Here is a 13,696-nt window from a genome sequence, read left to right as displayed (position 1 = left end):
GAGCACCGCATCGACGAAGCAATTCTTCTTAGTAAAGTTTCCGAAGAAGTCTAGTGAAGTATTGTTTTGATATGTGCTTGCTTTGTCAAGAGATAGATTGTTTTCCTATTGTTACTTGCTCAAGGTATTCATATTCTTTTATGGTCTGTTCTGATTGGGCGTATCCAAAAAGATAACTTATAAGTCGTTTAAACTGTTGAAACAAGGATTCATCCTTACTTTCTACATTCTTTATCTGAAGTGTATTTTGCATTTTGGTTAAGATGTTGCTCGGGAGGATTTTACCGAGTTGGTTAAGATGTTCTTTTAATTCATAAATACCTTGGGGAACAGGTACTTTTTTATCGCCTTTATCGAGTTGATGGCGTGACCCAAAATAGCCCAAAGCCCATGGATTAGCATTTCCTTTTACAGCCTTCTCTATTTTTTTATCGAGATAATTATTAATTTTGAGTAATAAATCACGGATTGCTGCATTTTCTTTTTCTACGATGATGCGTTGATCAGGCTCAGCTTGAACTTGTTGTTTGAGTGCAGCAAAAATATTGGGTGTTGCAAACGTGTATTCACGTGTTGCTACGATAGAGGCTAAAGATTTAATGATCTCCGGGTCTTGATGAGTCATAAGGAGCATTTGATCGTTGGAAATTTTGGCGATCAGGGTCGAATTTTTGATAATAAGCAGCGCCGAGGATTTATTTTTTAGCGCTTCCTGAAATAACTCAAGCGGGTTTAAAGAGAATAAAAATTTTAAAGATTTGATTTGAAGCAATTGTAATTGTAACTTCTCCAGTTCTCTTTTTTGTCTGGCAATTTCGGTATTAATGCGTCCCTGTAAGGTTTCTTTATCTTCTTCGTAGCTCTCAGCTTCTGTTAACTTTCCTTGATAAACAGTGATTTGTCCTCTAATTGTGACCATCATCTGTTCATATAGCTTAATAAGAGCATCATGATCATTGTTTAATTCTAACTCAGCAATTCTCTTTTCAGACGTTAATTTAAAAATTGCACATGTTTTCATATGGTCTGTGAATTTAGTTTTAAATTCAAACAAACTCAATGATGGCGTTACTGCAACGGGATTTTCAATTTTTCCTTCCATTTTTTTCTCAATGCCTCAGCAAATGATAAAGAATCATAACAAAATGATCTTAATAAATACAATAAATCATTATGTTAATGATTTTTGTATTTTGGGGATCATGTATCACCTGAATGAAGTGCGGAATTTGGAACGATGATGAACTAATCAGAAACTGACTGCACCAAGCTTCATTAAAGCGTTGGATAAAGCAAGTAAAGGTAAACCTAAAACGGTATCTTCATTGCCCTGAACCTCTTTAAATAACCATTTACCTAGACTTTCATAGTGATAACCGCCACAACTATGATAGGGTTTCTCACTGTGTAAGTAAGCCTCAATGGTTTTTTCACTTAATTGGTGCAAGGTTAAGTAGGCTGTTTCATGATGTTGCCAGAGCAGTTCGCTACTTTTTGCAATGCAGAGACAGGCAATTTGCAGATGCTCTTTACCATTTAATAAACGCAGATGCTCCATGGCTGTATGATGGTTCAGGGGCTTATTCAGCAGGGTTTGTTCAAACAGACACAGTTGATCTGCTGCGATGATAAAATGTTCAGGATGGTGCTGGCTCACTTCCAAGGCTTTACTTGCTGCAAGCGCATAGCCTAATTCCAATGCGTTTTTTGACTTGAAGGATGTTTTAATTGCCTCTTCATCACAATGTGAAGGAACTACAGAAAACTCAATTCCAAGAGACTGCAATAATTTTAATCTTATTGATGAGCTTGAGGCGAGGATAATGGGTTTTTGTTGGAAAAAATTAAACATATACAGCCACCAACGCCATCAGTGTGAAGCCTATAATCACGAAGCTGAAATCTTTAAGATTACAGCAGCGCTCTACCATAACACAGCGTTCTAAACCATGTAGTGTTCCCAGGTAGAGGAATGTTCCTGCTGACGCGGCGATTAAAATTGGATCAAATAGAGAATTAGTTTCTACCTCATGACCAAAATACCATCCTAAATAGATACCCAAAGGAGTCATCAAACTGAATAAAATAAAAAAGACTAAGCTGGTGTTCATGCTCATAGAACTTTTATTTAATTGAACTGCTACTGCAAAGCTCTCTGCCCATTTATGTGTAATAATTGCAAGAAAAATCATGATAATCATGGAGTTATATTGTGCCAACCCTAAGGCAGCTCCCAACATAATAGAATGAACTGAAAGCATTCCCCATGCTAAAAGGGCAAAAGCAGGATGCTTCGTATTATGATGGTAGAGTTCTTTGCCTAAATGTTCGAACCAAAGGAAAATCAGGAATACTGCTCCAGTAATGATAAAGGCGAATGGGTAGTTGTATCCCATTTTTTTAAATAAAAAATTTGCATCTGGAAGCATATGCAATAAACCTGCTCCCAAAAATACTCCAGTAGCCAGGGTCTCTCCCACAGGAAAATCAATATGTCGATCATCTTTAATACGTTTCTTAAAGGGATACCAGCCCGCGAGTAAGATGACTACAAAAATGGAAAATGCAAAAAAAATCTTTAAACTGGTAGCTGATACCATCGTTTATCCTGTTATTTATTCTAGAATTTTATCACTAAGATTGTTGCTTGGAATATTGTAGCCTGGGTGCAACGAAGCGGAACCTGGGTTTAAGCGTGTTTATTCAACTTCGGGTTTCGCTTCGTTGCACCCAGGTTATAATAACCTCAGTCTACAACCAGACTTAATCAAATCCCGTAGTTTAGTGGTGATGCATGGCTTCATGCAAGCTAAATAAACGAACTTCTACAATCTCAGACTGTAATTTTAACGCTAAAATTACTCGATTATGCAATTCATGCCACTGAGTGAATGTTTCATCACAGACTATATCTATCCCTATTTTACCATCCAGATAATGTAAATTCCAAAATAAAATTTGGGGGAAATCAATATGTACTTCATTTAATAATAATTCGTGTAATACCTTTCTGCTGGGTAAATGCAAGGAGGGACAAAAGCGTTCGTCATCTTCAGGATCAACATGAACTATCACATCTTTGACACTTTCTATTTGATCTGTGAGCGCATGATGGACATGTTGTGCTATATAATGACCTTCAGACACCGATATTTTAGGTGAAACGAGAATATGTACATCAATTAATACATCTTCTCCCATTGAACGACTACGTAATTGATGAATTTTTTCAACCCCATGTACACTTTGAATTACTTCTTCAATCCGTGTTAATAGTTCTGGGCTGACTGCGGTGTCTACCAGCTCTTTGACGCTATTCCAGGCATAGTCCAAACCCATTTTAACAATCATGAGGCCGACAATAATGGCTGCTACGGCATCAAGAAAGATGAAACCTGAGATACTGCCAATTAAGCCTATTAAAACAACCAAAGAGGAGGCCGCATCGGAACGATGATGCCAGGCATTTGCCGTAATTAATTTGGAATTAATACGCCTTCCAATATACAGTGTGTAGTGAAATAAAATTTCATTACTCATGATGGAAATGCAAATTATGGGAAGGGTTAACCAATTTGGCACAAGATAATTGAAATGAAGCAAGTCATATATTGAATCCCAAGCAATCCCAATGCCAGCGAAAATAAGTAAAAGAGAGAGCAATAAGGTCGCTGCGGTCTCGATACGTTGATGTCCATAAGGATGACTTGCATCTGCATCAAGACTGCCATATTTCGATGCAAATAAAACCATCGCATCCGTTATGAGATCTGATAAAGAATGTACTCCATCTGCAACAAGCGCATGGGAATGGAAAAAATATCCGCCAATGAGTTTAATGACGCCAAGTAGCGCATTTGAAATAGCCCCCAAAAGGGTTACTTTTTTTGCTTGCCAATATCTGTCGTGCTGGGCCATATTGTATTTTTAAATAAGGTAGCCTGGGTCAAAGAGTGAGTTCTTGCTTTCCTCACAAAATCCTGGGTTCAGTTTCATCTCTATTTTATTCGTCTATTTAAACATGGTTTAGAATTTTTTTATATTAAAAATTTCATAAAATGGGATTGTTCCAAAATATCCTGCTGTCCTCTGAGAGGGGGAGGAATTAAGCTGATTGTACAAGGTGTTTTACATCATGTTCACAGGATTATCCACAGATTTTGTGGATAAAATAATTTAGAGGCCATAAGAACCAAAGGGGTAAAAGTCCTTATAAAATAAGGATTTTTTGAAAACTGATCGTATATTGAGCTTTTATTAAACGATATGGTAAGAGAAGTTATCCACAGGGTGTGTTGATGGAGGGCAATAAATCGACCTCACTATCTTAACAAAGAAAAAAATAAAAAACAGTCTTGACTTTGGTATTTTTAAAAATTTTTAACCTCAATTGAATTTATTTTAGAATGCTTAAAATTTACCCATAAATTCGATGAAAAAAATAAATCTAAAATTGAAGATGGCCCTCCAAAGTTAAAACTTCAAAGAACACTTTGGAAAGTTGTGAAGCAGGTACACATCAGGCTGATTGTACAAGGTGTTTTACATCATGTTCACAGGATTATCCACAGATTTTGTGGATAAATAATTTAGAGGTCATAACAGCAAAAGAGGTAAAAGTCCTTGTAAAATAAGGATTTTTTGAAAGCCGATCGCATATTGAGCGTTTATTAAACGATATGGTAAGAGAAGTTATCCACAGGATGTGTTGTTGGAGGACAATAAATTAACCTCACTATCTTAACAAAGAAAAAAATAAAAAACAGTCTTGACTTTGGTATTTTTAAAAATTTTTAAACTCAATTGAATTTATTTTAGGAGGCTTAAAATTTAGTCATAAATTCGATAAGAAAAATAAACCTAAAATTGAGGATAGCCTCCAAAGTTAAAACTTCAAAGAACACTTTGGAAAGTTGTGAATCAGGTACACATCAGGCTGATTGTATAAGGTGTTTTACATCATGTTCACAGGATTATCCACAGATTTTGTGGATAAATAATTTAGAGGCCATAACAGCTAAAGAGATAAAAGTCCTTTTAAAATAAGGATTTTTTGAAAACCGATCGTATATTGAGCGTTTATTAAACGATATGGTAAAAGAAGTTATCCACAGGATGTGTTGATGGGCGATAAATCGACCTCACTATCTTAACAAAGAAAAAAATAAAAAACAGTCTTGACTTGGCTATTTTAAAAAATATTTTTATCCTTGTAAAAATTGTTCAAAATTTCCCAACCAGCGCTGGGTGATATCACGAGCAATTTGTGGCGAGTTCTGCAAAAGTTCTTTGGCAGTAGAGGGTAAAAGAGGAAGTAGGCTTCGATCACGTTGGATATCAGCAATTTTAAATTGCCGATATCCTGTTTGACGGGTTCCAAGTACTTCTCCCGCACCCCTTAATTCCATATCTTTTTCAGCAATAATAAATCCATCATTGGTTGCACGCATTATTTTTAATCGCTCAGCACCTTGCTGTGAAAGTGGTGATTGATAAAGCAAAATACAATGGGACTGGGCGGTGCCTCTTCCTACTCGGCCGCGTAATTGATGAAGTTGGGATAAACCCAGACGCTCCGCATTTTCAATAATCATAAGACTGGCATTAGGAACATCCACCCCAACTTCAATCACTGTTGTGGCAACCAGTAAATTTATTTCGCCGCATTTAAATGCGGCCATAGTTGCTTCTTTTTCTAAAGGCTTCATCCGTCCATGCACCAAACCTACCCTGGCCCCGGGAAGTTGTTCTTGTAATGCATGTGCTGTTTCAGTAGCTGCCATACATTGTAGTTTTTCTGACTCTTCAATAAGAGTACAAACCCAATAAATTTGCCGTCCTTGGGCTATGGCAACTTGTAATCGATTGATGACTTCTTCCCGTTTACTCTGGCTTAATACAGCTGTAGCAATGGGCATACGCCCAGGGGGTAATTCATCGATAATCGAGATATCCAAATGGGCAAAGTGAGTCATGGATAGTGTTCTTGGGATAGGTGTGGCAGTCATTAATAATTGATGAGGAATGAGTTGATCCTGCTGTCCTTTTTGTTGCAAAAGCAATCTTTGCTCTACTCCAAATCGATGTTGCTCATCGATAATGACTAGGCCTAAGCGGGCAAAGTTCACTGACTCTTGAAATAAGGCATGAGTGCCAATAATCAACTGGCAGCTGTGATCAGCAAGAGCAGCAAGTGCCATACGCCGCTCGCTAAGTTTCATTTTTCCGCTGAGCCGTATTGTTTTAATTCCCAAAGGTTCAAGCCAATGGATAAGATTATTAGCATGTTGCTCGCTCAATAAATCAGTTGGTGCCATAAAGGCAACTTGTTGTCCATTAGCAATCGCTTGTAATGCTGCCAGAGCAGCAATAATGGTTTTTCCTGCTCCTACATCGCCTTGTACCAAGCGCAACATGGGTTTCGTTTGCATTAAATCTTGGCTGATCTCCTGGGCAACTCTATGCTGTGCATGGGTGAGGGGGAAGGGAAGAGAGTTTAAAAAACGTTGACTCAAGTTTTGATCTGCAGGCAATGCGACAGAGTGTAATGCATTACGTGATTCCCTGGCAAATTGCATGCTGAGACGCTGTGCTAATAACTCATCAAAAACCAACCGTTTTAGGGCAGGATGTTGACCTTCTTCGAGCGATTGCACCGAGATATCTGGAGGGGGATTATGTAATAATTGAATTGCCTCTCCCAGAGGAAAAAAATTATTGGTCCGCAATTGTTCTGCATTCATCCATTCCAATTGCTGAAGTTCCTGTTTACAACTTTTTAAGGCCACATCGACCAACTGTCTTAAACGTGTTTGACTCAAGCCTTGTGTGCTTGGATAAATTGGAGTGAGTGTTTCATTAACCTGACATTCACTTTCATCATCGAGTAACTGATATTCAGGATGAGTCATAATCAGGGTATTGTTGAATTCGCGTACTTCTCCAAATGCATGAATCATTGTGCTGTTATTTAGATTATTGATTTGATTTTTATTAAAATGAAAAAACTGCAGTTTTAGTATGCCTGTTTTATCTTCAATGTAACAATGTAACATGGCACGCTTACCGGGTTTAATTTCTGTTTTACATACTCGTCCGGCAATCACACACCAATCATTGGGACGTAAATCTTGAATAGGGGTTATTCGGGTTCTGTCTTGATAACGGTAAGGTAGGTGAAACAGTAAATCACGCACTGAGTGAATGCCACATTTGGCAAGTTTTGCTGCAAGCGTTGGTCCGATACCCGTTAGTGATTCGCAAGAGTTAGATAACACAGTATTAATGATTTTGAATGATGGTGTTTAAGTGTAACTCATAGTTAGGACAGTAACAATTTGCTGTTTTAGCAAGCCAGCAAATTGTGTGGTATGAGGATATAAAACCTTTTCATATGGCACAAAAAAGCGCATAATAGCTTCATTTTTGATGGAAACCGAGTCGCATGAAACAAACTGTAGAGCAGCTTTTAAAACACGCTTTAATGTCATTACAAAAGTCGGGCGATGTACCTCCTGATTTGGACATTGAGATTAAGGTTGAGCGTGCAAAAGATTCCGCTCATGGTGATTATGCCAGTAATTTGGCCTTAATTTTAGCAAAACCGTGCCGTCAAGCACCGCGCAAAATAGCAGAACTTTTAGTCCAGGCTCTCCCCGTTGATCCTGCTGTGGAAAAAGTAGAAATTGCTGGGGCGGGGTTTATTAATTTCTTTATACGCAGCAGTTCTCGCTCACAAATTATTGGCGAAATACTGGATAAGGAAGAGAGGTTTGGACGCAGCACGATTGGCCAAGATCAAAAAGTATTGATTGAATTTGTTTCTGCTAACCCAACAGGTCCTTTGCATGTAGGCCATGGGAGAGGTGCTGCTTTTGGTGCTACTTTGGGAAATGTCTTAAAAGCTGCCGGCTATGATGTAACATTAGAATATTATGTCAACGACGCTGGAAGACAAATGAACATTCTTGCGGCCAGTGTGTGGTTACGTTATCTGGAGCTTGCAGGTGAACCTGTTGTTATTCCTGCCAATGCATATAAAGGTGGTTATGTTTCCGAAATAGCGCAGGAATTTTGGGCTGAGCATGGTAAGGAATATGTATATCCATGGACTACTGTAACAGAAGGTTTACCCCTCGATGAGCCTCATGGCGGCGATAAAGAAGTTTATATTGATGCTTTAGTCTCTCGTGCAAAACAACTTCTAGGTATGAATGTTTTTGCCCTGTTTCATCAACATGCATTAAATACTGTTCTTGACGATATTAAAGATGATCTTGCTGAGTTTGGGGTGATATACGAGAACTGGTTCTCTGAACAATCTTTATTTGAAGATGGCTCAATTCAGAAAGGCATTCAGGCGCTAAAAGACAGTGGGCATACTTTTGAAAAAGAAGGGGCACTTTGGTTTAAAGCAACTGATTTTGGCGATGAAAAAGATCGAGTACTGGTCCGGGCTAATGGCCAAACCACTTATTTTGCTTCAGATGTTGCCTACCATTGGAATAAATATGATAGAGGATATGATCGGGTAATTGATATCTTTGGTGCAGATCATCATGGTTATATCACGCGGTTGCGTGCTGTAGTTAAGGCATTGGGGCATGATGAAAGCGCACTTGATGTATTATTGGTTCAATTTGCTATTTTATATCGTGGTTCTGAGCGGGTCCAAATGTCGACGCGCAGTGGGTCTTTTGTTACTTTAAGGGAGCTGCGCCATGAAGTAGGAAATGATGCGGCGCGTTACTTTTATGTGGCACGTAAGTCAGAACAACATATGGATTTTGATTTGGACTTGGCAAAATCGGAGTCAAGTGATAATCCGGTCTATTATATTCAGTATGCTCATGCCAGAATACGCTCTGTATTAAGACAATTAAAGGAACGAGGTTTGCTGTGGGATAAAGCAATTGGACTAAAGAATATTGATTTGTTGGATCAACCACATGAAACTCATTTGATTTCTTTAATTAGTCGATATCCGGAAATTGTGGAATTAGCGGCTGCTTGTTGTGAGCCTCATCAAGTGGCGTATTATTTACGTGAAGTAGCCAATGGCTTACATAGTTATTATAATGCTGTTCAGCTTTTGTGTGAGCAAGAGCAATTACGATGTGCACGTCTTTGCTTGCTCGAGGCGGTGCGTCAGGTATTAAAGAACGGTTTGGACTTATTGGGCGTTTCAGCTCCTGAGAGTATGTGATGACAAAAGAATATGGAAATAGGCGTTCTTCGCGGTCGCGAAGCAGTGCACCGCATCAGCTTCTAGTGAGTATGTTTACCTTTTTATTAGGTTATTTGACTGCTTCTTTTTTCGATATCGAAACCATCAGCCATTGGGTAAATTCTCAGGTTTTGGCGCATCAAGAAATAAAAAAAGAACCGGTCAAACCAGAGGCACAACAACGTACAGCAATACCGCCTAAACCAAAATTTGAGTTTTATACTCTTCTGGCTAATGAAAAAGTTCCTAATTCACAAGCCAATGCGAACTCTGCAACATCAGTTCAACCTGCTGCATCCGTAACTACTTCTACAATACCCACTACAGCTTCTACATCAACGCCCAAGACATCATCTGTCAATGTTGCTCGTGCAGCAACTACAGCCGCAGCCTCAGCAAGAACAAATAATTCTAAAGCCCAACAATATCCTGGAGCGATTAATAAAACACTTGCACCAAAATCTGTTTCTTCAACAGACAGAGGAAAGTTTTTGGTGCAAGTGGCCTCTTTTAAAGCACGCAAAGATGCAGAACAAATGAAAGGTACATTAATACTTAAAGGGTTTAGTGTATACATTGTTCCTGTAAGTCATGCTACAAAAGGTAATTGGTTTCGTGTAGTAGTAGGACCTTATCCTAATCGAGCGCTTGCTCAACAGGCCCAAATGATTCTAGCCAAAAATGAGCATCTGAATGGTATGGTTACCAGTGCAGGGTAACAGGCCCTAAATTACTATCTTGCCAGACTGGCGAAATCCAACCAGGTTGTGTTTAACGCCGAACAACTACCTGAATGTTTCCTGCATTTTTGATTGCATGAGGTTTACTAATTCCTACTGTAATTTGGGACGCTTTGAATTGTTTTTTGATTAAATCTGCGACTTCATTAGCTACTGTTTCAATGAGTTGAAATGATTTTGATTCAACATAAAGAGTCACACGATTGCAAAGTGCTTCGTAATCTATGGTTTTAGTCAAATCTTCCTGACATGAACTGAAATCGGTATCAATATTAATATCAATTAATAACTGTTGATTAATACGTTGCTCCCATTCGTAAACGCCAATTTTAGTACTTACATTCAGGGCTTTTATAATTAAAGTATCCAATGTTATTTCTACCTGCTCAAAAATGATTTATCGATTTTATCGAAATAGTTACTCCTATGTAACCCCACCCACGAGTTGAGGTTACATATAGAGCTATAGAGTGATGATCCTGTTCCTTTATTCGCTTCGGAGTCAATTTTTGCATTATTTAGAGTGGATATTACAGTAAATATGTTAGGATTAGGCATTTGATGATGTTGGGATAACATGATGTATGATCTGGATCAATCTCTATTTCTGCGTGCTCTAAGGCGACAACCTGTGGAGCGAACTCCCGTATGGATGATGCGTCAAGCGGGACGATATTTACCCGAGTATCGCAAGACCAGAGAGCAGGCGGGTGATTTTTTAAGTCTTTGCAAGAACCCTGAACTTGCGTGCGAGGTTACTTTACAGCCTTTGCGCCGTTATGCCCTGGATGCGGCTATTTTATTTTCCGATATTCTGACAATTCCTGATGCAATGGGATTAGGTTTATATTTTTCTGAAGGGGAGGGACCTTGTTTTGATCGCCCCATACACGATACCCAGGCAATTACTCACTTACAACTCCCTGAACCAGAGTCTTTAGCTTATGTAATGAATGCAGTGCGGCTCATTCGTCGAGAAATGCCAAAAGAGCTTCCTTTAATTGGTTTTGCAGGCAGCCCATGGACTTTGGCATGTTATATGGTTGAAGGCAAAAGCACTAGAGACTTTAAACGTATTTTGCATTTGCTCTATACCGAAAGTGAAGCTGCCCATATGTTGTTGCATAAATTGGCACAATCAATAGCAAATTACCTTATTGAACAAATTAAGGCTGGTGTTAATTCAGTCATGCTTTTTGATACCTGGGGGGGAATTTTAACACCAGAAAATTATCAAAAATTTTCCCTGGAGTATATGCAGAAGATTGTACAACAAATTAAAGCACATTATCCCCACATTCCTGTTATTTTATTTACCAAGGGTGGCGGTCAATGGTTAGAAAAAATGCTGATTACGGGATGTGATGCTTTGGGAATTGATTGGACATGTGATTTGGGTGAAGCCCGTCAAAGAGTAGGTAATCAAGTCGCGTTACAGGGAAACCTTGACCCTTCTGTGTTGTTGACTTCGGAACAATGTATTCGAGAAGAAGTAAAAAAAGTATTGGCATCCTTCGGCTCAGGTTCAGGACATGTCTTCAATCTCGGCCATGGTATAACTCCTGACGTCCCCCCGGAACATGTTGCTGCCATGATTGAAGCTGTTCATGAGTTTAGTCCTTATTATCATCAAAAATGATCGGGATTGTAGCCTGGGTTTGTTGGCCTGAATCTTCTACACATCGTTGAAAAACCAGTCCAGTTCTACTTCGACTTCCCGCGGACAAGCCGCGGGGCGTAGGCATAGATGTGATTAAGAGACAGGTTTGTGTACCCGGGCTTACATTAATGATTGTTTGTTAGTTGGGCATCAAAAACCTCTTCTGAGGAAGTCTTTTGTTGAGAGAAAATGCTAAACTTCATACAGTGTGTACCTAGCAAAACATGATCCTGCTCTTCTCAAGCGTCGTACCGAAGCAGGCGTATCGCATGAAAAGGAACCTGCCCAGAAAATCATTATCTTTGTCTCTATGTCACATGTATTCTGCTTGTCGTTCTGGTGTCGCTCGATGTACGCTTAGGCTGGTCGTCAGTACCATGGTACGTTTCGATCATTGGTGACGCGCTCATTGTTGTCTCATTCTATATTTTCTATCTTGTTGCAAAAGTAAACACCTATGCTGCTGCCAACATTCGTGTTGAGGAGGGACAAAAAGTGATTACGACTGGCTTATACGGATTCGTCCGTCACCCGATGTACTTCGGCGCTATATTTTTTTCATTGGCACGCCACTTGCACTGGGATCGTGGTGGACGTTGCTTTTGACTCTCATCTTCTTATTAATTCTGGTTGCCCGCATCCTCAATGAGGAGAAATACTTGCACGGGATTTGCCTGGAGATACGGAGTATCAAAAAAAGTCACGACTCGACTTATACCGTTCATCTGGTAACTATGATGACTATCAATCAATAAGGCATTCTATTATTAAATTTTTTTATTACTACCCTGATTAGCCTGCATATGCGGTAAACTCAAATTCCGCTCCGAATTTTTTTGACCTATCTCTATGTTAAATAGAATGGTTTATGCCATAATGATTTTCAAGCTATGACTTTTAATATTAGGGTAGCCCCCTGCGAAGTCACTGCTCATAAATAAATTATTCAGTAATGAAAAGATGGATTCTTCTCTACGTATAATCAAAGAAATGGATGTCGTTCCTTATGATACGCTCACAAAAAATTGCTGATGAGATTCTTATTGATTTGGCTCTACAAGGTGGTGGAGCTCATGGTGCTTTTACATGGGGCGTATTAGATCGTTTGTTAGAAGAAAAGAAGCTGCGAATTGATGGTATTTCGGGTACATCGGCTGGTGCCATGAATGCTGTAGCCCTTGTTGATGGTTACACCAAAGACGGTCCTCAGGGAGCACGCAATTCACTTGAATCGTTCTGGAAGAAGATCTCCGAGGCAGCACGCTTTAGTTTTTTTCAACGCAGTCCGCTTGATATTCTTCTGGGTCAATGGTCGCTTGATCATTCTCCTTTGTTCATCACTATGGACATCATGTCTCGAGTGTTTTCTCCATACGATCTTAACCCATTAGGGATAAATCCACTCCGCGATATTTTAGCAAAAACCATTGATTTCAAACGATTGTCACAAAGTTCAATCAAATTATTCGTTACTGCGACAAACGTTAGCACTGGCAGAGGAAGAGTATTTCGCAATAACGAAATCACGCCTGAGGTACTTCTTGCATCGGCATGTCTACCTACTATGTTCAAGGCTGTTGAGATCAATGGAGAGCACTACTGGGATGGAGGGTACTCAGGAAATCCTACAATTACACCGCTTGTACGAGAATGTAAATCGCAAGATACGATTTTAGTGCAAATTAATCCTGTAACACGACTAGGTTTTCCTCAATCAGCAAAAGAAATCCTCAATCGATTGAATGAAGTTTCGTTCAACGCAGTATTACTCAAGGAACTTCGTATGATTGCTTTATTACGACAATTGGCACATCCAGATAACTCCGAAGGGGCGAAATGGGCAGGCATGCGAATACACCGGGTAAGTAGCGACATCATGCTTGAACTTGGTTCCTCCTCCAAGCTCAATGCAGAATGGGACTTTTTGCTCATGCTTCGAGATGAAGGGCGTCGGGCTGCTGAAGCTTTTCTTAAGGAGCATGCAAATGACCTTGGCCGACGTTCATCACTTGACCTCGATATATTGCTTGAGGGAGTTTAGTCTTGATTTTTCATTTCTGTATGAGTAAA

General features: G+C 39.3%; 11 protein-coding genes. 5 read left to right on the top strand and 6 right to left on the bottom strand.

Annotation, left to right across the window (positions count from 1 at the left end; genetic code table 11):
• Window positions 1-85: 85 nt before the first annotated feature.
• From LXO92_RS15160 to recG, 5 genes are all read right to left on the bottom strand, one after another.
• Window positions 86-1,102 carry a hypothetical protein gene (locus LXO92_RS15160; protein WP_232891268.1) on the bottom strand — a complete coding sequence of 339 codons (1,017 nt, stop codon included), beginning with the start codon at window positions 1,100-1,102 and terminating at the stop codon, window positions 86-88.
• A 147-nt stretch (window positions 1,103-1,249) separates the two neighbouring features.
• Window positions 1,250-1,852, bottom strand: a complete 603-nt coding sequence (locus tag LXO92_RS15155; protein WP_182350355.1) for a Maf family protein — start codon at window positions 1,850-1,852, stop codon at window positions 1,250-1,252.
• Window positions 1,845-2,600, bottom strand: a complete 756-nt coding sequence (locus LXO92_RS15150) for a ZIP family metal transporter (protein ID WP_182350354.1) — start codon at window positions 2,598-2,600, stop codon at window positions 1,845-1,847. Before LXO92_RS15150 ends, LXO92_RS15155 begins: the two co-directional genes overlap by 8 nt.
• Before the next feature lie 181 nt (window positions 2,601-2,781).
• A complete protein-coding gene (locus LXO92_RS15145) occupies window positions 2,782-3,918 on the bottom strand; it encodes a cation diffusion facilitator family transporter (RefSeq protein WP_232891267.1) in 1,137 nt (378 codons plus the stop codon).
• Window positions 3,919-5,204: 1,286 nt separating this feature from the next.
• Window positions 5,205-7,277: an ATP-dependent DNA helicase RecG gene (gene recG, locus LXO92_RS15140; protein WP_182350352.1), complete on the bottom strand. Its 2,073-nt coding sequence runs from the start codon at window positions 7,275-7,277 to the stop codon at window positions 5,205-5,207.
• Between the two features lie 167 nt (window positions 7,278-7,444).
• Between recG and argS the strand changes: the two genes are divergently transcribed.
• Both argS and LXO92_RS15130 read left to right on the top strand, forming a co-directional pair.
• Window positions 7,445-9,205 carry an arginine--tRNA ligase gene (argS, locus tag LXO92_RS15135; RefSeq protein ID WP_182350351.1) on the top strand — a complete coding sequence of 587 codons (1,761 nt, stop codon included), beginning with the start codon at window positions 7,445-7,447 and terminating at the stop codon, window positions 9,203-9,205.
• A complete protein-coding gene (locus LXO92_RS15130; RefSeq protein ID WP_182350350.1) occupies window positions 9,205-9,945 on the top strand; it encodes an SPOR domain-containing protein in 741 nt (246 codons plus the stop codon). Before argS ends, LXO92_RS15130 begins: the two co-directional genes overlap by 1 nt.
• A 52-nt stretch (window positions 9,946-9,997) precedes the next feature.
• Here the strand turns inward: LXO92_RS15130 and folB are convergent, their stop codons facing one another.
• Window positions 9,998-10,336: a dihydroneopterin aldolase gene (gene folB, locus LXO92_RS15125; protein WP_182350349.1), complete on the bottom strand. Its 339-nt coding sequence runs from the start codon at window positions 10,334-10,336 to the stop codon at window positions 9,998-10,000.
• A 210-nt stretch (window positions 10,337-10,546) separates the two neighbouring features.
• On the opposite strand from folB, the gene hemE reads away from it, so the two are divergent.
• The 3 genes from hemE to LXO92_RS15105 all read left to right on the top strand — a co-directional run bounded on the left by hemE (window position 10,547) and on the right by LXO92_RS15105 (window position 13,667).
• Entirely contained in the window at window positions 10,547-11,605 is a 1,059-nt protein-coding gene (gene hemE, locus LXO92_RS15120) for a uroporphyrinogen decarboxylase (RefSeq protein WP_232891307.1), read from the top strand.
• Between the two features lie 360 nt (window positions 11,606-11,965).
• Complete coding sequence (locus LXO92_RS15115) at window positions 11,966-12,232, top strand: isoprenylcysteine carboxylmethyltransferase family protein (protein WP_232891266.1); 267 nt, start codon at window positions 11,966-11,968, stop codon at window positions 12,230-12,232.
• A 400-nt stretch (window positions 12,233-12,632) separates the two neighbouring features.
• Window positions 12,633-13,667: a patatin-like phospholipase family protein gene (locus LXO92_RS15105; protein ID WP_182350348.1), complete on the top strand. Its 1,035-nt coding sequence runs from the start codon at window positions 12,633-12,635 to the stop codon at window positions 13,665-13,667.
• Window positions 13,668-13,696: the final 29 nt, after the last annotated feature.

The organism is Legionella resiliens, assembly GCF_021344005.1.
In the GTDB taxonomy this organism is placed as follows: domain Bacteria; phylum Pseudomonadota; class Gammaproteobacteria; order Legionellales; family Legionellaceae; genus Legionella; species Legionella resiliens.
The sequence above is the reverse complement of the archived record's forward strand: the minus strand, read 5'-3'. Positions and strand labels throughout refer to the sequence as shown.

What these genes read in the sequence shown, in the direction of transcription:
- LXO92_RS15130 (WP_182350350.1), top strand. Translation starts at nt 9,205, where the DNA reads ATGACAAAAGAATATGGAAATAGGCGTTCTTCGCGGTCGCGAAGCAGT.
- LXO92_RS15105 (WP_182350348.1), top strand. Translation starts at nt 12,633, where the DNA reads ATGATACGCTCACAAAAAATTGCTGATGAGATTCTTATTGATTTGGCT.
- hemE (WP_232891307.1), top strand. Translation starts at nt 10,547, where the DNA reads ATGTATGATCTGGATCAATCTCTATTTCTGCGTGCTCTAAGGCGACAA.
- LXO92_RS15145 (WP_232891267.1), bottom strand. Translation starts at nt 3,918, where the DNA reads ATGGCCCAGCACGACAGATATTGGCAAGCAAAAAAAGTAACCCTTTTG.
- LXO92_RS15150 (WP_182350354.1), bottom strand. Translation starts at nt 2,600, where the DNA reads ATGGTATCAGCTACCAGTTTAAAGATTTTTTTTGCATTTTCCATTTTT.
- LXO92_RS15160 (WP_232891268.1), bottom strand. Translation starts at nt 1,102, where the DNA reads ATGGAAGGAAAAATTGAAAATCCCGTTGCAGTAACGCCATCATTGAGT.
- argS (WP_182350351.1), top strand. Translation starts at nt 7,445, where the DNA reads ATGAAACAAACTGTAGAGCAGCTTTTAAAACACGCTTTAATGTCATTA.
- LXO92_RS15155 (WP_182350355.1), bottom strand. Translation starts at nt 1,852, where the DNA reads ATGTTTAATTTTTTCCAACAAAAACCCATTATCCTCGCCTCAAGCTCA.